This is a genomic window from Terrihalobacillus insolitus (assembly GCF_028416575.1).
Taxonomy (GTDB): Bacteria; Bacillota; Bacilli; order Bacillales; family Amphibacillaceae; genus Terrihalobacillus; species Terrihalobacillus insolitus.
Genome location: NZ_JAMQKB010000024.1, coordinates 1 through 24,475 on the forward strand (window position 1 = coordinate 1; position 24,475 = coordinate 24,475).

18 protein-coding genes and 2 pseudogenes are annotated in these 24,475 nt (G+C 38.8%); 3 read left to right on the top strand and 17 right to left on the bottom strand.

Annotation, left to right across the window (positions count from 1 at the left end; translation table 11 throughout):
* The first annotated feature begins 135 nt into the window (after positions 1–135).
* Positions 136–966: a histidinol-phosphatase HisJ gene (gene hisJ, locus NC797_RS15450; protein WP_272437716.1), complete on the top strand. Its 831-nt coding sequence runs from the start codon at positions 136–138 to the stop codon at positions 964–966.
* Positions 967–1,057: 91 nt separating this feature from the next.
* On the opposite strand, the pseudogene NC797_RS15455 reads toward hisJ, so the two are convergent.
* The 5 genes and pseudogenes from NC797_RS15455 to NC797_RS15475 form a co-directional block, all read right to left on the bottom strand.
* Positions 1,058–1,150 (bottom strand): annotated as a pseudogene (locus NC797_RS15455) (DUF4025 domain-containing protein); the annotation flags it as partial.
* Positions 1,151–1,388: 238 nt separating this feature from the next.
* A complete protein-coding gene (locus NC797_RS15460) occupies positions 1,389–2,873 on the bottom strand; it encodes a transposase (RefSeq protein WP_272437717.1) in 1,485 nt (494 codons plus the stop codon).
* A gap of 16 nt (positions 2,874–2,889) precedes the next feature.
* Positions 2,890–3,000, bottom strand: a pseudogene (locus tag NC797_RS15465) (transposase); the annotation flags it as partial.
* 471 nt (positions 3,001–3,471) lie between these two features.
* Positions 3,472–7,095 (bottom strand): dynamin family protein, encoded by a 3,624-nt coding sequence (locus NC797_RS15470; RefSeq protein ID WP_272437719.1) that lies wholly within the window; start codon positions 7,093–7,095, stop codon positions 3,472–3,474.
* A 155-nt stretch (positions 7,096–7,250) separates the two neighbouring features.
* Entirely contained in the window at positions 7,251–7,721 is a 471-nt protein-coding gene (locus NC797_RS15475) for a flavin reductase family protein (protein WP_272437720.1), read from the bottom strand.
* 237 nt (positions 7,722–7,958) lie between these two features.
* Here NC797_RS15475 and NC797_RS15480 point away from each other — a divergent pair, with 237 nt between their 5' ends.
* Positions 7,959–9,920, top strand: coding sequence for an AMP-binding protein (locus NC797_RS15480; RefSeq protein WP_272437721.1), 1,962 nt, complete (start codon positions 7,959–7,961; stop codon positions 9,918–9,920).
* Between the two features lie 33 nt (positions 9,921–9,953).
* Here NC797_RS15480 and NC797_RS15485 read toward each other — a convergent pair whose 3' ends face one another.
* From NC797_RS15485 to NC797_RS15530, 10 genes are all read right to left on the bottom strand, one after another.
* On the bottom strand, positions 9,954–11,483 hold the full coding sequence (locus tag NC797_RS15485; protein ID WP_272437722.1) for an acyl-CoA carboxylase subunit beta: 1,530 nt from the start codon (positions 11,481–11,483) through the stop codon (positions 9,954–9,956).
* A 23-nt stretch (positions 11,484–11,506) separates the two neighbouring features.
* Entirely contained in the window at positions 11,507–12,289 is a 783-nt protein-coding gene (locus NC797_RS15490; protein WP_272437723.1) for an enoyl-CoA hydratase-related protein, read from the bottom strand.
* Positions 12,290–12,301: 12 nt separating this feature from the next.
* Positions 12,302–13,204 (bottom strand): hydroxymethylglutaryl-CoA lyase, encoded by a 903-nt coding sequence (locus NC797_RS15495; protein WP_272437724.1) that lies wholly within the window; start codon positions 13,202–13,204, stop codon positions 12,302–12,304.
* Positions 13,205–13,219: 15 nt separating this feature from the next.
* Positions 13,220–13,432, bottom strand: a complete 213-nt coding sequence (locus tag NC797_RS15500; protein WP_272437725.1) for an acetyl-CoA carboxylase biotin carboxyl carrier protein subunit — start codon at positions 13,430–13,432, stop codon at positions 13,220–13,222.
* A gap of 14 nt (positions 13,433–13,446) precedes the next feature.
* Positions 13,447–14,799: an acetyl-CoA carboxylase biotin carboxylase subunit gene (locus tag NC797_RS15505; protein ID WP_272437726.1), complete on the bottom strand. Its 1,353-nt coding sequence runs from the start codon at positions 14,797–14,799 to the stop codon at positions 13,447–13,449.
* Between the two features lie 14 nt (positions 14,800–14,813).
* A complete protein-coding gene (locus NC797_RS15510) occupies positions 14,814–16,445 on the bottom strand; it encodes an AMP-binding protein (protein WP_272437727.1) in 1,632 nt (543 codons plus the stop codon).
* Positions 16,446–16,465: 20 nt separating this feature from the next.
* Positions 16,466–17,608, bottom strand: coding sequence for an acyl-CoA dehydrogenase family protein (locus NC797_RS15515; RefSeq protein WP_272437728.1), 1,143 nt, complete (start codon positions 17,606–17,608; stop codon positions 16,466–16,468).
* A gap of 71 nt (positions 17,609–17,679) precedes the next feature.
* A complete protein-coding gene (locus NC797_RS15520) occupies positions 17,680–18,309 on the bottom strand; it encodes a TetR/AcrR family transcriptional regulator (RefSeq protein WP_272437729.1) in 630 nt (209 codons plus the stop codon).
* A gap of 45 nt (positions 18,310–18,354) precedes the next feature.
* Positions 18,355–18,549, bottom strand: a complete 195-nt coding sequence (locus tag NC797_RS15525; RefSeq protein WP_272437730.1) for a hypothetical protein — start codon at positions 18,547–18,549, stop codon at positions 18,355–18,357.
* A 412-nt stretch (positions 18,550–18,961) separates the two neighbouring features.
* Positions 18,962–19,105, bottom strand: a complete 144-nt coding sequence (locus tag NC797_RS15530) for a hypothetical protein (RefSeq protein ID WP_272437731.1) — start codon at positions 19,103–19,105, stop codon at positions 18,962–18,964.
* Between the two features lie 222 nt (positions 19,106–19,327).
* On the opposite strand from NC797_RS15530, the gene NC797_RS15535 reads away from it, so the two are divergent.
* Positions 19,328–19,483: a hypothetical protein gene (locus tag NC797_RS15535; protein WP_272437732.1), complete on the top strand. Its 156-nt coding sequence runs from the start codon at positions 19,328–19,330 to the stop codon at positions 19,481–19,483.
* 211 nt (positions 19,484–19,694) lie between these two features.
* Here the strand turns inward: NC797_RS15535 and parC are convergent, their stop codons facing one another.
* Both parC and parE read right to left on the bottom strand, forming a co-directional pair.
* Complete coding sequence (gene parC, locus NC797_RS15540; protein WP_272437733.1) at positions 19,695–22,151, bottom strand: DNA topoisomerase IV subunit A; 2,457 nt, start codon at positions 22,149–22,151, stop codon at positions 19,695–19,697.
* A gap of 14 nt (positions 22,152–22,165) precedes the next feature.
* On the bottom strand, positions 22,166–24,118 hold the full coding sequence (gene parE / locus NC797_RS15545; RefSeq protein WP_272437734.1) for a DNA topoisomerase IV subunit B: 1,953 nt from the start codon (positions 24,116–24,118) through the stop codon (positions 22,166–22,168).
* Between the last annotated feature and the right edge of the window lie 357 nt (positions 24,119–24,475).

Consider the following 24,475-nt stretch of genomic DNA (forward strand, 5'->3'; position numbering starts at 1 on the left):
AAGCACACGCTCATTTACGAAGCTACGCCCTCCACCACTAAGGAGGAAAGAGCTATTCAATTATCAAGGTGCAAATCTAGCTTTTTAGAGACCTCAAAAATAGGTCTAAACATAATATACAAGGAGGAATATCGGATGACAATATTGGGAGATTTTCACATGCATTCACAATTTTGTCCGCATGGATCAGATGATACAATGGAGCAATATGTCCAAAAAGCGATAGAACAAGGGCTTCAGGCAGTGTCCTTTACCGAGCATGCCCCACTCCCACTTGAATTCACCGATCCTGCACCAACGAATGATAGTGTGATGAACTGGCATGACGTGGATGTCTATTTAAAAGAAGGAAACCGATTAAAGCAAAAATACAAACAGAACATTGTCGTTCATATAGGTTTTGAAGTTGATTACCTCCTCGGCTTTGAAAAAGAAACAGAAAAAGTACTCAATCAATTGGGAAGTAACATCGATGACGCGATCCTTTCTGTCCATATGTTAAAGGCACCAAACGATACATACGTTTGTTTGGATTACAGCGCAAATGAATTCGGTCGAATTGTGGACCTGTTTGGATCAATAGACCGTGTGTATGACGCATATTTCAACACGCTTAAGGCCGCAATCGCGAGTGATTTAGGTGCTTATAAACCCAAACGTATTGGACACATTTCATTAATTGATAAATTCCACAAGCAGTTTCATCCTGTGCGTCATATCGAACCAGTGCTTGAAGAAATACTTGATTTAATGAAACAAAAACACTATTCCTTGGACGTAAATACTGCTGGTTTTTACAAAGAATGGTGTGGTGTCAGTTATCCTGCTCCTGAAGTCATTACGCTTGCGGCAGAAAAAGGTATTCCATTAGTCCCTGGCTCAGACAGCCATCTTGCCGAACATGTCGGGAGAGGATTTGATCGTTTACCGTCTGACCTTTTGTTTTCATTACCAACAAGAAGTTGAGCAATCCTGTGTCACAAAACGAATCTTTCTTAATCGTTAAACAACAAAAACAGGAGACTTATCCATAGAAGTCCCCTGTTTTTCTTAGTTACTACAAATCTCGGTCAATTGTTCCTTCAAAGTAATCATCTTCGGCTTGTTCGTGTGTTATTGCCAGTCTTTTTTGAAATTGAGTCTTCCCTTGCTGACAACTCCCACGGCTAAAGCAGTGGGGTTCTAGGGTACTTGCAAGCTTCTCAGTGGTGCCCTTATCTTTCCTTGCAGAAAGAGTTTCCACCAAAGCACTGACGTGCATTCCCCTAAAACATTAACGGACGTATTGCGTGTAGCAAGGCACTTCTCTCAACAAGCCTAGAAAGACTCTTGATATGCTTTTCGTTCCGACTTCTATTGGGCGCTGTCACGACCAATCAGGTTTGTGTTTATGCGACAAACCAACGCAATGTTTTACTTGGTGATTCTTTTAGTCGTGCTATCTCAAGATGATGCAATTCAACAAAGTTATTCCATTGTGCGTTGCATAAATCCACATCAACAGCATTAAAAGTTTCGTTTGTGTTACGAATTAAAAAGGCACTATATAAATCGCGTTGGATGAAGAAATCTCCAAAGTCACTCCAGCGTTCCGAAAGTTGTTTTTTGCTATATGCTCCTGATATATGATTAAACTGACTCGCTTTTGTTGCATAAGTATCTATTTTCTTCAAAGAACAACCTTGATAACCTAGTTTTCGGTCGATTATTGTTAGCAACATCGAAGGAGCGCGATTGGCTATCGATTTGCCAAACCTCTTTTTGCGATTGATTTTGCCATTTTCCTTATTTCGTGAGGTGTTTTTCGAACGCTTTTGCAACGATTGAAATCTCATGGTTTCTACTCGTACATCTGAACCAAGAGAAAGGATTTCGTTTGCTCGTTTTTCGTGCGACATTTTCCGTTGTACAACCATTTTGCGATAAAGTTCTTTTCTTTTTTGCCGTAGTTTCTCGTATTTCTTTGAGTTTGCCCAAATTAGTCTGCCCGTTTTAGCTGTGCCATTTTCATTGAAATTATTAGGATTAGTGCTTCGTTTAGACCTATCCATTTTACGCTGAATGCTTCTTAGTTCTTTTTCATCAGTCTTGCATTCTGGTGCAAGTTCATGAAGTTGAACTTTATCTTCACTACATATCGCAATAGTAGACGTACCAATATCGATGCCCACACGTTTTGATTCATCGTTAGAAGTCTTACGGTTTCTTTTTGTTGGTGGATAACCTTCTTGAATAAGTTGAACAAAGTAGCGACATTTCCCACGCACTTCACGTTTTAATATACGGACGTACTTTGTCTTATCCATTAAAGCTAAATGTGCGTATTCATCTTTCGGTTTCGGTGAAATCGGCATAGAAAGCCAATTTTTTGGTTTTAGATTTTTCTTTGTTGGTTTATCACCCCAAAGAATGTTTCCTCCTACAAACCTCAATCCAGTTTTATTTGATTTATTCTCAACTGAAATATCATCCGTGTTATTTTTAAAGTGGACTTTTTTTGATTTTCCAAAATGGAGTTTCTCAACCGCCTGAAAAGCTCTCGTTGCAAGCTTTTGTGCTTCAAAGCTTCCAATGTGTTCTTTAAACTTTCTTTGAACAGATTTCACGAAGTTATGTATTCCATATTCAGAAAATCCATATGTTAAGCGAATAGCTGAAAGTTGCTTATCACGTTCTTTAGATTTAGACTCTTTAAGGAGTTTACGATATTCTTTATCCGATTTTACTGCTTTATGCCGTTTTAAAGCTTCACCTAGGCAAGCGTTATAAACATTTCTAGCAATCTTGAATTTCTTTTCTAGAAGGTGTTGTTGCCAAGGCGGGATGTGCAAAGGAAGTTCAATTGTATAAGTGGGTTTCGTTTTTCTTGCCATAGGTTTTTACTCCTCTCTAATTCCTTTTCTTTTGATTATCAACGTATCGTTTCATAGTTTCGCTCGAAACATTGCCTGCAGTGGACACAAAAAGCGAACGTGTCCAAAGGCTTTGCAAATGCTGGAGGTGAGCATTGTTTTGGTTTTTTTCTATATTCATTCATGTATATAATGATATCTGTTTTCGTGCCCAATTACACGCATATGCGCATAAAAAAAGCAAAATATTCAAATACTTGAAGCGCCACAAACCTTCAGTTTAAAAGTGCCACTCCGTATTTGACCTCACTATCATCCCACACCTAAAGGAGTGGGCTTTCTCGTTCGGAAAATCTGTAATCGTTTGGCTCAAAATCCTCCTCTGCGATTTTACGACTGTCTTTCGGATCTACTTTATGTTGTTTTTTTGCCATTTTGACCCCTCCAATCCATCCGTTTCACTATTATTATGAACCAATTTTAATACTTCACATCCACCTATATTTACCAATCAGTAAGGTGCAAGCATAATTTGAACATGATCGTACATAATAGACTTATGAAAGGCTCACCGCAAAAACAAGAACTGACCATATAGGATGATGAAAAACGATTAGGATCATTCGTTATCCCACGGAATTAACTCGTTTAGTTGCTTGTAGGTCGTTTTTAGTTCTGAAACATCCATATTGTCAGATAACGTGTAAAGTAGTCCATCAAAATATTGTTCCGCCGTATCTAATGCTTGATCTTTTATCTGAAGGACAAATTGTTCCCACTGTTTCAAGTAGAAAGCTTCGACTTGCTTACGATTGCTTTCCAAATAATCCGTGATCGGACTGTACAACACTTCTTTCAAATATGTTTTCATTACTTCCTTTTCATTTTTTTCGAAAAATGCTTTTGTATTTTTAAACTTACTCGCTGCTTGCTCAACGATGTTCTCCTTTATTTGTAAATGCTCAGAAAAACGTTGTGTTTCAAATCGCTTTTCTTCTACGTCAGGAAAGGCCAATTCTTCTTCACCCGCACACGTTTGCATCATCATTTCTTCATTAAATTGCTGTGCTTTATCTGTTAGAAATGACTCTATTCTTAACGAAACAGCTTGTAACTCCTGACTTAATTGAAAGCCTAGCTCATGGATGAAACGACTCAGGTTTTTCTGAACATCCAATTTTGCTGTTTTTCCATTCCCTTGAATCGTTGCTGGATTCAAATTTTCTTTAAATGTATCACTAAATTGAATCATGACTCTTTCTCTTACATAATAAACCTGTTTTTCTATCTTTTGGCTAATTGCATGTTCATATGCTTCATTCGCAAATGTTTTCATTTTGTTTTCGATTCGTTGTTTTTGTTCAACGTATTTTGCTCGGACAGCCATTTTCTCATTTCTATTTAGCGATGCAGACGTAATATACCTGTCAAGAACGTTCAGTGCTCTTTTCATATCAAACAAACTTGAGCGCACCATAATTTCGGATAATTCTTCTTCAATAAAATGATAAAAGCTCTTTTCAAAGGAAGATAAACCCGATTCACCATCTATTATACCTTGCTTTTCTTTCATTGCTTGATGACTAGAAACTGGGAACATACGCGGAAAATAAATTCCGAACGGACTAAGCTGATCTCTGACATAGTCTGTTACGATCTTCAATTCGCTATCCGTTTTTGCCAAATCAGCTGCATTAACGATAAAAAACATTTTATCTAGGCTAAAAGCATCTTTAACCCGTCCTAGCTGGGTGAGGAACTCCCTATCCGCCTTCGAAAATGCGTGATTATAGTACGTAACAAATAAAATAGCGTCTGCTTCTTTCATATAATCAAAAGATACATCTGTATGTCTTGAGTTAACAGAGTCAGCTCCTGGTGTGTCAACGATCGTTATACCGTGTCTTGTTAATGGACAATCATAATATAATTCCATCCACTCCACATAACATGCAAGCGATTCTTTTGCCACATAATCTGGGAATTCGGTTAAGGTAACCTGCATTTGCTTTCCTAATTGTTCTCCAAGCAAGTCATAGCCTGTAATAAGAGCTTCTAAAAAAGAACGATGCTTATGCTCCAAGTCCACACTGTTTTTTCTGCTTTTTACCCAAGATAGCAGCACTTCGATATTCTTGATCTCGTTCAAACTCTCTTCAAAAATATACGAAACATCCTCTACAATCTTAGTCAGACTTTTGAGCTTTACCCTAACCGTTCCATGCGGGTTCTCAGTCGTAGGTGGACATATTTTATTGATAGCTGCAGTGGTTGGATTCGGCGAAACAGGTAAAATGTTTTCACCTAAAAGGGCGTTTGCAAAGGAAGACTTCCCAGCACTAAATGCACCAAATAATGCAACCGTATAGTTTCGGTTTTCGAGTCGATCTGTTTTTTGCAATAAGTTTTTACGAATGGATTGGAACCCATTTCTTTCCTTCAATAAGTTTGCTGCGCGATTCATGCGAAATATCGTATCTTCAACAGATAATGGCATAGTCTCCTCTGCTCTATCTTGAGTCTGATGCTTAGCCTGTTGTTCTGCTCTCTCTGTTGTATCAGAAAGCATGTAACCCTGACCTTGTCTAAACTGCTTTTTCCGTGTTTGAAGCTTCTTCTCTACTAAATCAACGAATGACGAATCGCTTAAATCGTTTGTTAATAGTTCGGTAAGCGTCCTTGTTCGATCTTCAATCCCAGTATCCAATTGATCGATTTCCAATTGTAATTGCTCATATCGATTTGATACACGAAGGGAGTCTTCTAAACGACTTGTCTCCGTTTTTGCTTTCGCTTCTAGCTGGCGAAGACATTGCTCTAATATGTTATATGCCTCTTTTTTTGCCTGTCTTTTATATTCGTTTGCCACATCATCGGTGTAAACCAACAAATAAGCATTTGTATTTTTAGCACCAGACTTTATTAACTCGGTCAAACGTTCTCTAGGGAAAGACACAGAAAAATCTTGAATTACTGTCTGGATTCGTTGATCGGTTAATACATTAAATTGTTTTGCCCATTCTTTCATTTTGTCACGTAGTTTCCACTGCACCGCTGCTTCTGCAGTTTCTATAAAAGAGCTATAGAAGGATTGCAATCGTTCCGCACGTTCTTGATCCGTTTTCTTTTTGGAAAAAAGAAGGCCAACTTTAAAATTGTTTTGCTCAGATTCCAGTACTGCTTCCGCTTTTTCCCGAATGTTAAATGGCATGAGATAAGCATTGTTTAGGGTCGTATCTACTATTGATCGAAATTCTTTTTCTGCTTTTTTAGGTAATTGTTTTACTTCATCTAATTTTGCTTTCGTCAAAAAAGGATCTAATTGGATCTTTTCTATCCCGGCTAATTCATCCTGTAATGCTTCCTTTTTAGATTGTACCTCTTCCTGTAACCAATTCTTATGCTCCTGAATGATCGTATCCACAGCATTCACAACTGTTTGCTCCACAAAGTCTTCCTTTTTTTTCATTAATTCCTTGAGGTTGTTCTGTACCCGGGAAAATTGATTTAACTCGTGATTTGGCGATTTCAAGGAAGTATAAAATAATGCTTCTGGTATAATCCCCCATTGTGCAAGTGACTGCTTTACACTTTCATCAAATTGCTGAAAAGAGAGCTCTTCCTCTCGATGTTTATCCATTTGATTTATCACAATATAAATGGGTTTCGAGCGTTGTTGCATTTCCTGTAAAAATTGAAGGTTGACTTCAGACTGAACGTGATTATAATCCATTACATAAAACATGACATCGACTACATGCAAGGAAGATTCCGTCATCACACGATCGGCGTCATTGGAAGAATCAATTCCTGGCGTGTCCATAATCGATACATTGGCAGGAATGACGGTTGTATCTTTACTTATTTCTACCTTCGTAATGGCGTCACCATCTTTACAGTATGATTTTATCGTTTCTAGATCGTACGGCTCCTTGTATTCCATTGGTTCATCCTTATTGAAATAAACGCGGGCATACCCAGAACCTGCCGAAATTTTAACAATGTTTGCACTTGTTGGGATTGGGCTCTCAGGAAGGAGATCCTCGCCAAGAAGTTGGTTAATCATGGACGATTTCCCAGCAGAAAAGTGCCCAGAAAAGCTAATGACAAACGATTGGTCTTTGATCTTTTCTATTAAATCCAATACTTTATTGGCTTGTGTTATATGTTTATCTACCATTAATTCCTGGTAAATGGCAGCTAGATTTTCCAAATTAATTTTATTTGCAACGATTGATCCCATCGGTTGGTTACCCCTTTGACATGCATTTTTGGATGGTGAAACACCTATTGACCTATTATACGTAAAATACGTTCCTGTGACTAGTTTAAATGAAAGTAAGAGAGCAGAATAATCTACTCTCTTACTTTTTCTTATATAATTGAATAACCTCTTATCTAGTCCGTTTGCAAATTGTGGTATTTTCCGCTGTAATACAGAATCGGATCCTCATTTTGTTCACCTAATTCCAAGTCTTGAACCTCTGCGATAAAAATCATATGGTCTCCTGCCTTGTATGTGTCCGTAACATGGCAGGTGAATGAAGCCAACGAATGTGGCAGTACTGGTATATTATTCCTTTTTATAAAAGTAATTTCTCGATCCTTTTCTTTTTGTTTTGCATAAATCATGGAAATATCTTTCTGTTGTTCTGACAAAATGCTCAAACCGAATTGCTTCGTTTCTTGTAGTTTATCGTACATTGACGCATTTTCGTCAATGGAAATAGCAATTAATTTCGGCTCAAGAGAAATCGACATAAATGCATTGACCGTCATACCGTGCACTTCTTCTTCATATTCGGCTGTCACAATTGTAATCCCTGTCGCAAATCTGCCCATGGCGTCTCTAAATAATCGATCATCCATTGTAACATACCCCCTTTTCCCTATGTTTCTATCCTATTCTTACTTTCATAACCCATTCATAACTTTATACAGAATATCACTATTTATCGTGTATTGGAATAAACTTGCATGCCTACACTTTTCAACGTATGTGTATACATCCATTTCGTGTGCCGAACCGTTTCAAAGATTAGAATAATTATAGTATAATAGATCATGATAAATACGAATAGACATGAAGCATAAGGAGGTTTTTACTTGTCAGCACATAATAACGTCGCGTGGAGCCCTAGTAAAGAATGGACAGAATCGACAAGACTGTTTCGATGGATGCAGTCATTAGGATATGATACTTATGATCCCTTTTATGAAAAATCCTGTTCGGACACTGCATGGTTTTGGAATGAGGCTGTTAAAGAACTAAACATTGATTGGTACGAACCGTATCAACAAACGTTAGACCTTTCTGAAGGGATTGCCTATCCAAATTGGTTTGTTAACGGAAAAATGAATGTCGCCTACAATGCTGTAGAAAAATGGGCTTTAAACCCAAACACCGCGAATAAGATTGCTGTCATATGGGAAGGTGACGATCAACAAACAACTTCGTATACTTATCGTGAATTAAATCAGCTCGTAAACCGTGCAGCACACGGCTTTGAACAGCTTGGCATAACACAAGGTGATGTTATTGCTATCTATATGCCGATGATACCTGAAACGTTAATCACCATGCTTGCCGCTTCCAAAATTGGTGCAATCTTCTCACCCGCTTTTTCGGGTTATAAGGCAGATGCAATCGCAACTCGATTAAATGCAGCAAAGGCCAAAGTACTTGTTACGGCTGATGGTTTTTTTCGACGCGGTAAAATAATTCCTATGAAGGAAGAAGCCGATAAAGCAGCAGATCAGGCAACTTTATTGGAACATGTAGTCGTTGTGAATCGTGCGAACCGAAAAATAGAATGGAATGAACAAAGAGATGTTCAATGGGATCATATAAACAGAAATGAAACCGATTACAGCGCATTGCACACCAATGGCAATGATTCCTTTATGATTATTTACACGTCTGGAACAACTGGAAAACCAAAGGGAGCACTCCATTCCCATGCTGGTTTCCCGATAAAATCAGCATTTGATGCAGGTATCTGCATGGACGTCCACCACAATGACACACTCTTTTGGTTTACGGATATGGGTTGGATGATGGGTCCTTTTTTAGTATACGGCGGCCTTCTTAATGGAGCTACGATCGTGATGTTTGAAGGAACACCCGATCATCCAGGTCCTGATCGCTTATGGCAGCTGGTTGAACAACATCAGGTTACACATTTAGGCATATCCCCTACCCTTATTCGTTCCATGATGCATTATGGAACAAAGTGGATTGAACCGTATGATCTTTCCAAATTAAAGGTAATCGGCTCAACTGGTGAACCATGGAATCCTGAGCCTTGGAACTGGTTATTTTACGAGGTCGGAAAAGGAAAAGTACCGATCTTCAACTATTCTGGGGGAACGGAAATATCTGGGGGGATACTTGGCAACGTTTTAGTAAAGCCCATTCAACCTGTTACCTTTAATGCAGCACTACCTGGGATGGATGTAAACGTGTTTGACAGTGAAGGAAATAGTGTTCAAGAACAAGTTGGTGAACTTGTTTTAACCAAGCCTTGGGTCGGAATGACAAACGGATTTTATCAAGAGAATGAACGCTATGAAAATACCTATTGGAATAGGTGGAAAGATACCTGGGTTCATGGTGATTGGGTAATACAGGATCGCGATGGATATTATACAATAACAGGGCGTTCGGATGATACACTAAACGTTGCCGGAAAACGCTTAGGTCCTGCAGAAGTTGAATCCGTTTTAGTAGAGCATGATGCAGTTATGGAAGCGGGGGTCATTGGTGTCCCCCATGATGTGAAAGGTGAAGTTGCGGTTGCCTTTGTTGTCCTACAACCAAATAAAGAACAGTCAGAATCTCTTAAGAATGAAATGTTCACTTATCTCCAGCATAAATTAGGAAAAGCACTCGCACCTAAGGATATTTATTTTATTCGCGATCTCCCAAAAACGAGAAATGCGAAAGTGATGAGAAGAGCAATCAAAACGGCCTTTCTAAATACAGATTCTGGAGATTTAAGCGCCTTAGAAAACCCCGAAACAGTTCAAGAAATACGTTCAATCGGAAATGCATTTTCTGAGAATTAACAAAAGAGGCTGACCCTTTAGGTCAGCCTCTTTTTACACTGGATAGACGCCATGCTTACGTTTCGTAAATGTTACGTCTTTTGAGTCGTAAATGGCAAATCGTTTTACTAGTTCCTCTCTTAAGCGGTCTGGTTCGATTACTGCATCCACAACCATCTCAGATGCTAATCGATAGATATCGATGTTTTCTTTATATTCTTCTTGTTTTTTCTTAATAAATTCCAGACGTTCTTCCTCAGGCAATGTAGCAATTTTATTCGCATAAACAGCATTCACCGCAGCTTCTGGTCCCATAACTGCAATCTGAGCACTCGGTAGTGCGAGACAGCAATCGGGTTCAAAAGCAGGTCCCGCCATTGCATACAAACCAGCCCCGTATGCTTTGCGAACAACAACAGAAATCTTCGGTACGGTTGCTTCACTCATTGCAGCTAGCATCTTGGCTCCGTGACGGATAATACCAGCTCTTTCCACCTTTGTTCCAATCATAAACCCTGGAATATCCGTTAAAAAAAGTAGCGGAATCGAAAACGCATCACAAAGTTGGATAAACTTTGCAGCTTTGTCAGCAGAATCAGGAAATAGCACACCACCTTTTACTCGTGGTTGGTTGGCGATGACTCCTACTGACTTACCGTCGATTCTGGCTAAGGTTGTAATGATCTCAGGTGCAAATAACTTTTTTATTTCACATAAACTATCTTTATCAATAATCCGTTCAATCAACTGATACATATCAAATGGAGCGTTTTGATTTTCAGGAATGATTTCGGATATATTTTTTTCAACTGCTACAGGATCGTTTGCTGTTACTCTCGGGCTTTTTTGTGCATAATTAGGTGGAAAATAAGATAAATAGTTTCTTGCAAAGTCTATCGCTTCTTCCTCGGTTTTGGCTAACACATCGCCACAGCCAGAAACGGAACAATGCATTTTTGCACCACCCATTTCTTCTAATGTTACCTTTTCTCCGATCACTTTTTCAGCCATCCGCGGTGAACCAAGATACATCGAAGCATTTCCTTCAACCATTACAACGATATCACAGAAGGCTGGTATGTAGGCTCCACCAGCTGCAGATGGACCAAATAACAGACAAACCTGTGGCACAGATCCAGACAATTTTATTTGATTATGAAAGATTCGACCTGCTCCCCTTCTTCCAGGGAACATTTCAACTTGATCCGTAATTCGTGCACCTGCGGAATCTACTAAATAAAGCATTGGAACGTGAAGCTTTTGCGCCGTTTCTTGGATTCTAATGATTTTTTCAACCGTTCTTGATCCCCAGGACCCCGCTTTTACGGTTGAGTCATTAGCCATTACACAGACTGTCGTCCCATTGATCTTACCGATACCAGTGACAACACCATCAGATGGAAGATTCCCATCGATACAATTGGCAAAAAAAGCATCTTCTATGTCTATACCATCATCAAAAAGAAGTTCCAATCGTTTGCGAACAAATAATTTACCTTTTTCAGCATTTTTTTCGTGGTATTTATCCGCACCACCTTTTTCGATTTCTTCTACTATTTTAGAGTAATCCGATTGTTCTATCATGAAAAAACCTCCTGCCCTAAATCCTATTCCCCAATAAATGTTGGCTTTCTCTTTTGCTGAAATGCTTCTAATGCTTCGACTCGATCTTTTGTCGGAATGGTAGCTTGGTAGCTCATTTTTTCTATTGTTAACCCTGTTTGAAGGTCTGTTTGCAAACCGTAATGGATTGCTTTCTTCGCTTGAATTAACGCAATTGGTGCATTTTTAGTAATTTTATTCGCAACATCCTCTGCATCCTGTAACAACGTTTCCTTAGTAGAAAGCCGTTCCACGAGACGGAGAGAAAATGCAGAAGCAGCGTCAATCGATTCTGCAGTAAATATAAGTCTTTTCGCTTGGCCGAGACCAATTAACCTAGCCAATCGTTGGGTTCCACCCGCACCAGGAATAATCCCAAGTGACGTTTCCGTTAAACCCATTTTTGCATGAACACTAGCAATTCTTATGTCACAAGCGAGAGCTAGTTCCAATCCGCCACCGAAAGCTGCACCATTAATGGCAGCAATCGTTGGAACTTGAATTTGTTCGATTCGATTGATCGTGTCACCAATATACGTGACAGCCTCCAATACATCTTTCTCATGCATTCCTTGTCTTTCTTTTAAATCAGCGCCAGCGCAAAAGGCACGTTCACCTGCACCTGTTATCACGACACAGCGAATGTCAGATTCTAGTGATATTTTTGCAACTGCTTCATTTAATTGATCAAGCAAGGTATGCGAAAGCGCATTTGCTGCTTCTGGACGGTTCAAAGTGATGACGACTAGATGGTCATTTTTTCTTTCATAGTTTACAATATCTGACATATGAATTCCTCCTCACATCTGATTGGAGTTTATTTCAATTTGATGACTTGATAGTGGTTTTCCTAGCGCATCTTGAATAAACAATGCTGCTTGTTGCAATTTCCTTTCATTAACATCTGTTTTTATTCCTATACTTTCCATCATATGGATAAGATCATCCGTTGCCAAATTTCCAGATGCACCTTTTGCGTAAGGACAACCACCTAAACCACCCAGAGAGCCATCAAAAATAGTTATTCCCATTTGCAGTGATACGAGAACGTTCGCTAAGGCCATTCCCCTTGTATTATGGAAGTGCATGGCAAGCTTTTCTGTTGGAAATCTTTGCGCCAATTCCTCAAGCACCTTTTTTACTTGTAACGGATTTGCGACACCAATCGTATCGCCTAGCGAAAGTTCATCGATTCCCATTGAAAACAATGCATCACAAACACGAATGACCTGTTCGATCTTAATTTCACCCTCGTAGGGACAACCGAAAACAGTTGATACATAACCTCTTACCGTCTTATTTTCTTGTTTCGCTTCGTCCACAACTTCGCGTAAAACAGGGTAAGTAGCACGAATCGATTTGTTAATATTTTTTTGATTATGCGATTCACTTGCTGACATAAAAATGGAAACTTCGTCAATGTCGGCCGAGAGCGCACGTTCTAGCCCTCTTTTATTTGGCACCAATGCCGCATATGTAATCCCAGGATCACGATTAATTCCGTTGGCAACCTCTACTGCATCGTTTAATTGTGGTATCCATTTTGGATGTACAAAGGATGAAATCTCTATATAACGTAAGCCTGTTTGGGATAATAGGTTAATCCATTTTATTTTATCCTCTGTTGAAATGATAGATGATTCATTTTGTAATCCATCCCTTGGCCCCACTTCTTTAACCATAATGTTCGCTGGTAGATTCATAGAAGTCCCCTTCCATTACTCAATGATCGCAATCGTATCACCATCGTTCACAAAATCCCCTTCGCTAACTTTTATCTCTTTCACCACACCATCTACTTCAGCTGCTAATGGAATTTCCATTTTCATCGATTCTAATATGACGATGTCTTGCCCCTTTGTTACGGCTTCTCCCTGTGAAACAACAATTTTCCAAACGCTTCCTGCCATATTTGCTTTCACTTCACTCATGCTTCATATCCTCCTTATGTCGTTGATTGTGGAATATAGTACGTATCAATAAAGCTTGTTAATGTATTTCCTGTTTGAAACGCTTCCTGTTTTAGGATCTCTTTTAGTAATGGCAAATTCGTTTTGATCCCCTCAATTTTGTATTGTCTCAATGCACCAGACAATTTGTCTATCGCCTCTTCTCTTGTATTTCCAGTAGCAATTAACTTTGCAATCATCGGATCATAATACGGTGTAACCATGGATTTCTCTTCCACAGCTAGTTCGTTTCTAATTCCAATGCCCTCTGGAACGATCAACTTAGTAATTTGCCCTGGTGAAGGGAAAAAGTTTACTGGATCCTCCGCATAAATACGGACTTCAATTGCATGACCGTGACGTTGTACATCCGCTTGATCAAAATGTAACGCTTGACCTGCTGCTATGTTTATTTGTTGCTCAACAATGTCAATCCCAGTAATTTCTTCTGTAACGGGGTGTTCGACTTGAAGTCTCGTATTCATCTCTAGGAAATAAAAATTCTCATCCTCGTCGACTAAAAATTCAATCGTACCCGCATTGTAATATCCGATCGTTTTTGCCGCTTGAATCGCGGCTGCCCCCATCTTTTTTCTCGTTTTTTCAGAAAGAAATGGGGATGGTGCCTCTTCCAGAACTTTTTGATGTCTGCGCTGGATCGAGCATTCTCTTTCGAACAGATGCACGACATTTCCGAATTGGTCTGCCATAATTTGAATTTCGATATGTCGTGCGTTTTCAATCTTTTTTTCGATAAACATCGTACCATCACCAAAGAAAGCTAGTGCTCGCTTTGAGTTGCTCTCAAACGCTTTTTTTAGTCCTTCCGAATCGTGAACCAATTCCATTCCAATCCCACCACCACCTGAAGACGCTTTTAGCATGACAGGATAGCCAACCTCTGTTGCAAATTGGACCGCTTCCTCAACTGTTTGTATGGCGTCTGTTGTACCAGGGACAACGGGTACCCCAGCCTTTTCCATTTCCTTCCTTGCTTCGACTTTACTACCCATCTTAGCGATGACCTCGCTTGGGGGACCTATGAATACGATTCCTGCTTCTTTACATGCCTCTGCAAATCTTGGATGTTCACTTAAAAGACCATATCCAGGATGTATTGCTTCAACACTAGTATGTTGAGCGATTTCTATTATTTTCTCGATATTTAAATAGCTTTCATTCACTCTAGGCTTTCCAATTAAATAGCTTTCATCTGCCATCCTTACATATGGTGCATGCTGATCTGCTTCAGAGAAAACAGCAACCGATTGAATGCCGAGCTTTTTACATGTACGAATGATCCGGGCAGCAATTTCTCCGCGATTGGCTATTAATATTTTTTTTAACATAGAATAGGCTCACCTCACATGATTTTTTCAGTTGCAAGCTCTCTTAATCGAAACTTTTGAATTTTTCCGCTCGCTGTCATTGGATAGGAGTCTGTAAAGGCTATATACTTCGGAATCTTGTGTCGTGAAATACGACCATGGCAAAATTGACGGATATTCTCTTCTGAAGCAATTGCCCCTTCTTTCAAAATAACCCATGCCATCACCTCTTCACCATAGGTCGGGTCAGGAACACCAATTACTTGAACATCTAAGATATCGGGGTGTTGATAGAGAAATTCTTCAATTTCCCTTGGATAAATGTTTTCTCCCCCACGGATAATCATATCCTTCATTCTACCCGTTATTTCCACATACCCGTTTTCATCCATTACAGCTAAATCTCCAGTATGAAGCCAATCATTTTCATCAATCGCCGCTCTAGTCGCATCGTTATTTTTGTAATAGCCTTTCATGACCATATATCCTCTCGTACAGAGTTCTCCAGGTATTCCAGGTTCTTGTTCCAAATCAGTTCCAGGGACAACAATCTTCACTTCTACGTCTGGATGGGCTTTTCCGACACTGCTGACCTTTAACTCGATTGGATCATTTGTCCTTGTTTGTGTAATGACTGGAGATGACTCTGTTTGGCCATAGGCAATTGTTATTTCATCGGCTCCCATCTTGTCGATTACGCTTTTCATAACCTCCATCGGGCAAATGGAACCAGCCATAATACCAGTTCGCAAGTGTGTATAATCATAGTTTCCGAAATTCGGATGATTTAATTCTGCAATAAACATCGTTGGCACACCATGTAATGCAGTACATTTTTCCTCGGATACAGCCTGGAGAACCTTTTCAGCCTCAAACTGCTCCACAACAACCATTGTCGTCCCTTTTGAAACAGCCGCTAATACACCTAACACACAGCCAAAGCAATGAAAAAGTGGGACAGGAATACACAATCTATCTTTTGTTGTCAGATTCATACAATCGGCTACCTTGTAACCGTTGTTGATGATGTTATGATGTGTAAGCATTACTCCCTTGGGAAATCCCGTCGTGCCAGAAGTGTATTGCATATTAATGACATCGTCCTCGTGTATCGTGGCCATTCGGTTTTTCAATGATTGATCTGACACTTGCTCCCCTTTATCATCAAGATCCCCCCAATTGTAAAGGTTTTCAAAATAGTTATCTGATATAACAATAATATTTTTCAAATATGGAAACTTAGAAGAATTGACTTCCCCCTTTTTAGCATGTTCCAATTCTGGGCATAATTCTTTTAAAATATCTAGGTAAGAGGTTCCCTTATAGGACTCTGCCAAAATCAGAGTTGAAGTATCTGATTGTTTAAGCAAATATTCTAGTTCCTGTGCCTGATAGCTCGTATTTACGGTAACGAGCACAGCTCCAATTTTGCCTGTTGCAAATTGGGTAGTAAGCCATTCTGGTTTATTATCTGACCAAATGGCAACATGATCCCCTTTGTTCACACCAAGTCCTATCAGCCCCTTGGCAACCTTGTTAACCATTTTGTCGAATTCATCGTACGTTTTTCGCAGGTTATGTTCTGGGTAAACAATCGCTTCCTGCTCAGGATGTGCCAAAGCTATTTCTTCCAACAATTCTCCAACCGTTACATGCAATAATGTCATTCTTATCTAACCTCCCTTTTCTAGCAGCCTAGTTGTCTAGCAATGACCATGCGTTGAACCTCAGAAGTACCTTCTCCTATTTCTAATAGTTTTGCATCGCGAAGATATCGTTCCACTTCATATTCACGCATGTAGCCATATCCACCATGGATTTGGATCGCTTCATTTGCCGTACGAAATGCGGTTTCACTTGCGTATAATTTTGCAAATGCGGATTCCTTTGTAAAGGCTCGATTGTTATCCTTTAACCATGCCGCCTTCCAAACTATATTTCTTGCAAGTTCAACCTCCATCGCCATATCTGCTAGCTTAAACTGAATCGATTGGAATGAAGAGATAGATTGGCCAAATTGTTTTCTTTCCTTTGCATATTTTAATGCTTTATCAAGAGATCCTTGAGCAATTCCTAGTGCCAAAGCTGCAATGGAAATACGCCCACCATCTAATGTATATAAAAATTGTTTAAATCCTTTCTCAGGGTCACCAAGAAGATTTTCTCTTGGAACACGGACATCCTCTAATACGATTTCTGCGGTATCAGAACCGCGAACACCCATTTTGTCGTACTCGTTTTTAATTTTAACTCCATCTGTATCTGTCGGTACAATGATAGCAGATATAATGTTTTTCCCTTTCTGATCCTTTCCAGTGACAGCGGTAACGATGATCGTTTTTGCATAGCTTGCATTTGTGATAAAGCATTTTTCTCCATTGATAACATACTCATCATTTTGAAGAGTGGCAGTCGTTTTTGTTCCGCCAGCATCAGATCCTGCGTTCGGCTCTGTTAAACCGAACGAACCTAATGCTTCCCCAGTCGCCAAAGGTGTTAAATAGGTTTGTTTTTGTTCCTCTGTCCCAAAGTAATAAATTGGACTTGCACCTAATGAAACAGCGGCAGCATAGCTTAATCCTGTACTACCACAAACACGACCAATTTCTTCTACTGCTAGTGCATAGGCGAGTGTGTCTCCACCTGAACCACCATATGCCTCTGGAAATGGGATACCTAATAAGCCGAGTTTTCCCATCTCCTTAAAAATATCCTCTGGAAATTTTGCTTCCTTGTCAATCTCAATTGCCCTCGGGCCGATCACTTCCTCTGCAAAGGTACGAACCATTTTTTGTGTCATTTCCTGTTCTTTCGTTAAATCGAAGTCCATTTTACTCCCCCTCTGTCCAGTATGGAGAGACCGACTAGTTGGTCGGTCTCTTGCAATTCTCTTGTAAGCGTTTACTTTTGTTTGGTAAAAAATAACGCTTCATTAGACGTTCGTTTTACATTTTGCCTTGTATCATATAATACAGCGTGTAGAATGATGTTGGCAAATATGTCTGCAATTTCCTCAATTGTCTTTTCTCCATCTTTTTGATACCACTTATACGTCCAGTTAACCATACCTAAAATCGCCATTCCGGTAATTTCTACTGGTAGTTCTGATCTAAAATCTCCAGATTGCTTCCCTTCTTCCACAACTTGAAAAATAATCTGCTTGAATGCTGCACGCTTTTGTTTGATTTTATGATCATATGGCGGCTTTAAATACGTACTTTCCTGATAAAACACGGAAATATATGGCTTATAGATATCAAATACTTTCACAAAGGAACGAACAACCTCTTCAAGTCGTTTTGGTGGAGATTCATAGTGTTGAACTGCGTAAGTTGCCTTCTCTAATGCATATGTAATGAATTGATCATGAATGACATAAAGTAATTCATCCTTTGACTGAAAGTGGTGATAAAATCCACCCTTAGAGGTACCAGAAGCCTCTACTATTTGATTCACCGCAACTCCATGATAACCATATTTGTCAAATAGCTCAAGTGATGTTTGTAAAATAGTATCTTTTAGTTGACCCATATCTCACCACCTATCCAGTATATGTATTTAATCTTATCATATTATTCAGAAAAAACAACAGAATTCTGGGCGTTTTTTAAAGGTTTTGATAGACGTACTGTTGGCGGTAATATGTCTAAAGGGATAAAAATACGCCCCTAGAATTAGAGAGCGCATCTTATCTTGCGAAATCCTCACCTCAACCTGCACACGGTAGCCTTCCAAACTTTTTAAGCCAATACTTGAAACCTTGACAGTCATACATATGCCTCCAATTAAATATTTTCAATATACAATTCGTACTAAAATAAATGAAACAGATAATCAAAGTAAAATGGGAAAGAAAAATAGGGTGGGGTAACAATTGAGGTTTAAAATCAAAGTGATCCTTTTCTATCTACATCCAACTATTCTACAAAATAATCCAAAATACTGCTTTAATATAAAATAAAAAAGTAAATAGAAAGAAGCGCAACAAACCCAACCACTGCTACACTTCTCTCCTAACAACCTTCGACAAATTTCCGAGGGGGCGTCTCTGTGATCATACATTCCTGGTTCTACACTTTATTTCAAGGTTTATTTCATGTATAATGAGACTATATTAAAAAAGAGAAGTGTTTAAAACACTCCTCCATGCAACTGATACCGCAAAGGTGGTAGTTGTCATGTTTTATCTTTTACGAGAGCCACCCTGCTTCCTACGGCGAGGGGTGGTTTTCTTGCTTTGTAGAATGCTCTTACGAAAGAAATAGGCACCAGTTTCACGCACAATCCCCTTCAGAACTTCACGTAGAAATTCAAGATATGTTTCCATGATCGTCACCTCCTTTCCTAACACGGAAAGAAACGTAACAACCAACCACCCTCACAATATTCAGTTGCTATTTCAGTTTATCATATCCTTCAATTCTTTAATCTATCAATCTTCGACAAATTTCGGGGCGTGACCTGTTATTAAAATTTTTGGAATATATTGAAAAGCGGAATGCTGTTTGCTACAATATTAACAAAATTTATGAAAATAAGGAGAATTACTTTGAAATCTTTAATTTCAGTTATTTTAGGGGTTATTGTGGTTGAATTTATTTATTATCTTTTTACTAATGAGTTTGAAGCGAAAACATTTTTTGTTTTAATATTAGGGATCATTGGTGGATATTATATAAGAGGTAATAAAAAAAATGAGTCTTAATATTCTTTTGTTAGATAGTCTTATGATTTCTACCTTCTATGACCACTTTGACTTTTTTATAAATTAGCAGAACACATCGTTCAGAATATTCAAATAAACCTTGTAATGGAATTGCGGGGCTGTTTGGCAGATTAAAAATATATTTATGCAACGCTAGTGAATTCATATTAAAAAATACGACCTCTTAAGAGGAACGTATTTTTTAATCAAATTATTCTGTTGAGTTCTCGTCTGCAAAGTTTTTTTCATACTCTGCCTTCTCCCACACCTCGACAACTTCTCCATATTCATCTGAATCGATAACATAAGATCCATTGCTATAGCGATCACTTTTAGGAAGCTCCAACGGATAAATGGTGTGAACGGACCCCGTTTTTGTTTTAAATTGAATGGTGCTTTTTTCATTGACAAGGGATATCCCTGCAACACGATGCGGCTTTTGCTTCAACTCCCTTAACATTACCACTCCGCGTTTAGCACGACTTGTCTTCTCAAATTCACTCAGCACCATTCGTTTACAAGCACCTCGTTGGGTCAAAAGTACGAGATTTGGTTCGGATAAATCATCAAATGTAAGTCCATTGACCACATATTCTCCATCCTTCAATTGGATCGCCTTTACCCCTGTTGCTCGTTGACCTACAGGAGAAACATCTGACTCATGAAACCATAAACCATATCCTTTGTTTGATGCAACAAAAATGTCGGAATGTCCAGCAGTCACATGAACATTTACCACTTGATCCTCTTTTTTAAGATTAATCGCCACGAGTGCTTTGGAATACCTTTGGGCTTCATAGAGCTTTAGTTCACTTTTTTTAACGATACCATTCTTCGTAAAGAATAGGAGAAATTGATCGTTTTTGAAGTCGCGGATTGGAACAGACTTAACAATAAACTCGTCTTTATCAATTGAAACAACATTTGCTACATGCTGCCCGAGGTCTTTCCAACGGATATCTGGAAGCTCATGAACAGGTAAGTACAAGTATTTACCTTTGTTCGTGAAAAGCAGCAATTTATCTGTTGTATTGATTTCGTGTAAGCCTATTACGTGGTCTTCTTCTTTTATTGCTAAATCTTCACCGTTAGATGCTGCGTACGAACGCAGACTCGTCCGCTTCAAATATCCATCCTTCGTAACAGATACAATAACATCTTCACTTGCTACCATCACTTCCAAATTAATTTTCAATTCTTGAATTTCTTGTTCGATGACTGTTCTTCTTTTTTCAACGTATTTCTTTTTTAACTGCAAAAGATCATTTTTTATGACTTTTAACAAAACTTTTTCATGCTGAAGTATATTATCCAATTCATTAATTTTATTACGTAACGTTTCCGCTTCTTCCTGTAAAGCAGTTATATCCGTATTTGTTAATCGATATAGCTGTAAATTTACAATAGCTTCTGCTTGCGGTTCCGTGAATTCATATAATTTAATAATTTGATTTTTTGCATCCTGTTTATCTTTGGAAGCACGAATTGTGGCAATAAGCTCATCTAATATAGAAATAGCCTTGATCAGACCTTCCACAATATGTGCGCGTTCTTTTGCTTTTCTTAAATCGAATGTTGCCTGTCTTGTTACGACATCCTTTTGGTGGGAAATATAACAGTCAAGAATCGATGATAAGCTTAACAATTTTGGTGTTTTATCCTGAATTGCAACCATATTAAAATGATACATGATTTGTAAATCGGTATTTTTGTAAAGAAAATTTAAGACACCAACACTATCGGCTTCTTTTTTCAACTCGATCACGATTCGTAAACCAGTACGGTCTGTTTCATCACGAACCTCAGCAATGCCTTCTACTTTACGATCGATTCGAAGCTCGTCCATTCTTTTTACGAGGACTGCCTTATTTACTTCATATGGTATTTCTTCAATAACAATTTGTTCTTTATTTCCTCGAAGTTTTTCTATCTCCGCCTTGCCCCTTACAACGATCTTTCCTTTTCCAGTTTCATATGCCTTCTTAATCCCATCAACACCTTGAATAATCCCTCCTGTGGGGAAATCCGGTCCCTTTAAATGTTCCATTAAATCATCTACCGTGGCATTGGGATGATCAATTTTTTTAATAACAGTATCAATTACTTCACCCAAATTGTGTGGAGGCATTTCTGTTGCATAGCCAGCAGATATACCCGTAGAACCATTCACAAGTAAATTAGGGAATCTAGCAGGGAATACCACTGGTTCTTTATTTGTATCATCAAAATTCGGGACAAATTCAACCGTCTCTTTATCTATGTCACGTACTAACTCAGAGGCAATATTGGAAAGCCTTGCCTCGGTGTAACGCATCGCTGCTGGCGGGTCTCCGTCAATACTTCCGTTATTTCCATGCATTTCAACAAGAACATTTCGAACCTTCCAATCCTGACTCAACCGAACCATTGCTTCGTAAACAGAAGAATCACCGTGTGGATGATAATTACCAATAACTGTTCCAACCGTTTTGGCTGATTTACGAAACGGTTTATCGCTCGTGTTTTTTTCTTCATGCATCGCATAAATAATTCGACGTTGTACTGGTTTAAGACCATCCCTAGCATCTGGCAAGGCCCGGTCTTGAATAATATATTTACTATACCTTCCAAAACGATCTCCAATAACGTCTTCTAAAGGTAAATCTAAATAAGCTTCCGTCTGAGACATAAAAACCCTCCCCTTTAGGTTTGGATATTTTCATTTTCTAATATATTTGTTTCATCTTCTAAACTAAATTGCACATGGGCTTCAATCCATTTTCTGCGTGGGTCCACCTTGTCTCCCATTAAGGTAGTCACTCTTCGTTCTGCTCGCGCAAGATCATCAATTGTAACCCTAATTAATGTTCTTGTATCAGGATTCATCGTTGTTTCCCAAAGCTGATCTGCATTCATTTCCCCAAGTCCCTTGTATCGTTGAATAATGTAGCCATTTTTTAATTCTTGTATTGCCTGCTTCATCTCTTCATCATTCCAAGCGTAACGAATCGTTTCTTTCTTTCCTTTTCCCTTGGATATTTTATAGAGTGGAGGTAAGGCAATATACACTTTACCAGCTTCGATAAGTGGCCTCATATATCGAAAAAAGAAAGTGAGTAATAACACTTGGATATGTGCCCCATCCGTGTCAGCGTCAGTCATAATGACGATTTTCTCATATTGAACATCTTCTAGAGAAAAGTCGCCACCAACACCAGCACCAATGGTATGGATAATTGTAGAAATTTCTTCATTTTTAAGGACATCTTGAAGTTTTGCTTTTTCCGTATTAATTACCTTTCCTCGTAATGGTAATACGGCTTGGAATTTTCGGTCTCTGCCCTGTTTTGCGGAACCACCAGCAGAGTCACCCTCTACTAAGTACAGTTCATTTTTATTTGGATTTTTAGACTGTGCTGGCGTTAGCTTACCACTTAACAATGCATCCTTCCGTTTTTTCTTCTTTCCAGAACGAGCATCTTCTCGTGCTTTTCGAGCTGCTTCCCGTGCTTCTTTTGAACGAATTGCTTTTTTTATGAGCATTCCAGCAATGTCTGGATTTTCTTCGAGAAAGTAGGAAAGCTTTTCTGAAACTATCGCATCCACTACCGAACGAGCTTCAGACGTTCCGAGTTTTCCTTTCGTTTGTCCTTCAAATTGTAGTTTTTGCTCTGGGACACGAACAGATATAACTGCTGTAAATCCTTCTCGGATATCATTGCCTTCTAAATTTTTGTCCTTCTCCTTAAGTAAGCTTGTTTTCCTTGCATAGTCATTAAAAACCCTTGTTATTGCAGTTCGCGCACCAGATTCATGTGTTCCTCCATCCTTTGTTCGAACGTTATTTACGAACGATAACATACTTTCCGCGTAGCCGTCATTGAATTGAAAGGCAAAATCGATTTCAATATCCTGCCATTCACCCTCAAACGATACAACTGGATGCAATGTGTCTTTTTCCTCATTCAAATAGGCAACAAACGACTCTAACCCATCTGGATATTGATAAGACTCACTATTTCCATCTCTTTTATCCGTAAGATCGATTTGTAGTCCCTTTAATAAAAAGGCTGCTTCCTTCAACCGTTCGGATAAAATTTCAAATTGGTACGTTGTTGTAGTAAAAACGTGAGGATCTGGTTTGAAATGTATGGTTGTCCCCGATTTTCTTGTTGTCCCTATTTTATCAAGTGAGGTTACCGGTACACCACCATTTTCAAAACGTTGTTGATATTTGTTTCCATCACGACAAATGGTTACTTCTAGCCACTCAGACAATGCATTGACAACAGATGCCCCAACTCCGTGAAGCCCGCCACTTGTTTTGTATCCGCCTTGTCCAAATTTCCCACCTGCATGTAGTACCGTTAAAATAACTTCTGGTGTTGGTCTTCCAGATTTATGGATCCCTGTTGGCATTCCTCTCCCCTTGTCCTCTACCGATATACTGTTGTCTTTATGTATTACAACATGAATCACATCGCCAAAACCTGCTAAAGCTTCGTCAACAGCATTGTCCACAATTTCATATACAAGGTGGTGTAACCCACGCGTATCTGTACTTCCAATATACATTCCTGGACGTTTCCGTACCGCCTCTAAGCCTTCTAATATTTGAATCGAATCATCTGAATAGACTTCCGTTTTTTTTGCCAACCGACATCGACTCCTTCCAGCTTGGTCAATTGCTTTGAAAAATATCTTGATAATATAGTCAAAATAGCGGTGATTTCTCGATTCGATACCCTTTCTTATACTAGAACAAACGTTTGAACATGTAAACCGTTTCTTTTAGAGGTTGTTCAAAAAGTCACTTTTAACGAGTTTTAAAACCGTATGTTTCTTATTCTAGCTTGTTTTTCGGCTTTGTAAAAGAAACTTTTTTATTGCTAACGAAAAAACCCTGTGAAAACAGGGTTTTTAATACTTAATTATTTATCTAAAAGAACCGAACGGCAATCATATTTTTATCATCTCAATTTCATTCAACATAGTCAACTATTCAAAAAGCGT

Excerpts from the sequence above, each read along its gene's own strand:
- NC797_RS15505 (WP_272437726.1), bottom strand. The coding sequence starts at position 14,799 with ATGTTAAAAAAAATATTAATAGCCAATCGCGGAGAAATTGCTGCCCGG.
- NC797_RS15525 (WP_272437730.1), bottom strand. The coding sequence starts at position 18,549 with ATGACTGTCAAGGTTTCAAGTATTGGCTTAAAAAGTTTGGAAGGCTAC.
- NC797_RS15460 (WP_272437717.1), bottom strand. The coding sequence starts at position 2,873 with ATGGCAAGAAAAACGAAACCCACTTATACAATTGAACTTCCTTTGCAC.
- hisJ (WP_272437716.1), top strand. The coding sequence starts at position 136 with ATGACAATATTGGGAGATTTTCACATGCATTCACAATTTTGTCCGCAT.
- NC797_RS15530 (WP_272437731.1), bottom strand. The coding sequence starts at position 19,105 with ATGGAAACATATCTTGAATTTCTACGTGAAGTTCTGAAGGGGATTGTG.
- parC (WP_272437733.1), bottom strand. The coding sequence starts at position 22,151 with ATGTCTCAGACGGAAGCTTATTTAGATTTACCTTTAGAAGACGTTATT.
- NC797_RS15510 (WP_272437727.1), bottom strand. The coding sequence starts at position 16,445 with ATGACATTATTGCATGTAACGGTTGGAGAATTGTTGGAAGAAATAGCT.
- NC797_RS15485 (WP_272437722.1), bottom strand. The coding sequence starts at position 11,483 with ATGATAGAACAATCGGATTACTCTAAAATAGTAGAAGAAATCGAAAAA.
- NC797_RS15515 (WP_272437728.1), bottom strand. The coding sequence starts at position 17,608 with ATGGACTTCGATTTAACGAAAGAACAGGAAATGACACAAAAAATGGTT.
- NC797_RS15470 (WP_272437719.1), bottom strand. The coding sequence starts at position 7,095 with ATGGGATCAATCGTTGCAAATAAAATTAATTTGGAAAATCTAGCTGCC.
- NC797_RS15520 (WP_272437729.1), bottom strand. The coding sequence starts at position 18,309 with ATGGGTCAACTAAAAGATACTATTTTACAAACATCACTTGAGCTATTT.
- NC797_RS15500 (WP_272437725.1), bottom strand. The coding sequence starts at position 13,432 with ATGAGTGAAGTGAAAGCAAATATGGCAGGAAGCGTTTGGAAAATTGTT.
- NC797_RS15490 (WP_272437723.1), bottom strand. The coding sequence starts at position 12,289 with ATGTCAGATATTGTAAACTATGAAAGAAAAAATGACCATCTAGTCGTC.
- NC797_RS15495 (WP_272437724.1), bottom strand. The coding sequence starts at position 13,204 with ATGAATCTACCAGCGAACATTATGGTTAAAGAAGTGGGGCCAAGGGAT.
- NC797_RS15475 (WP_272437720.1), bottom strand. The coding sequence starts at position 7,721 with ATGGATGATCGATTATTTAGAGACGCCATGGGCAGATTTGCGACAGGG.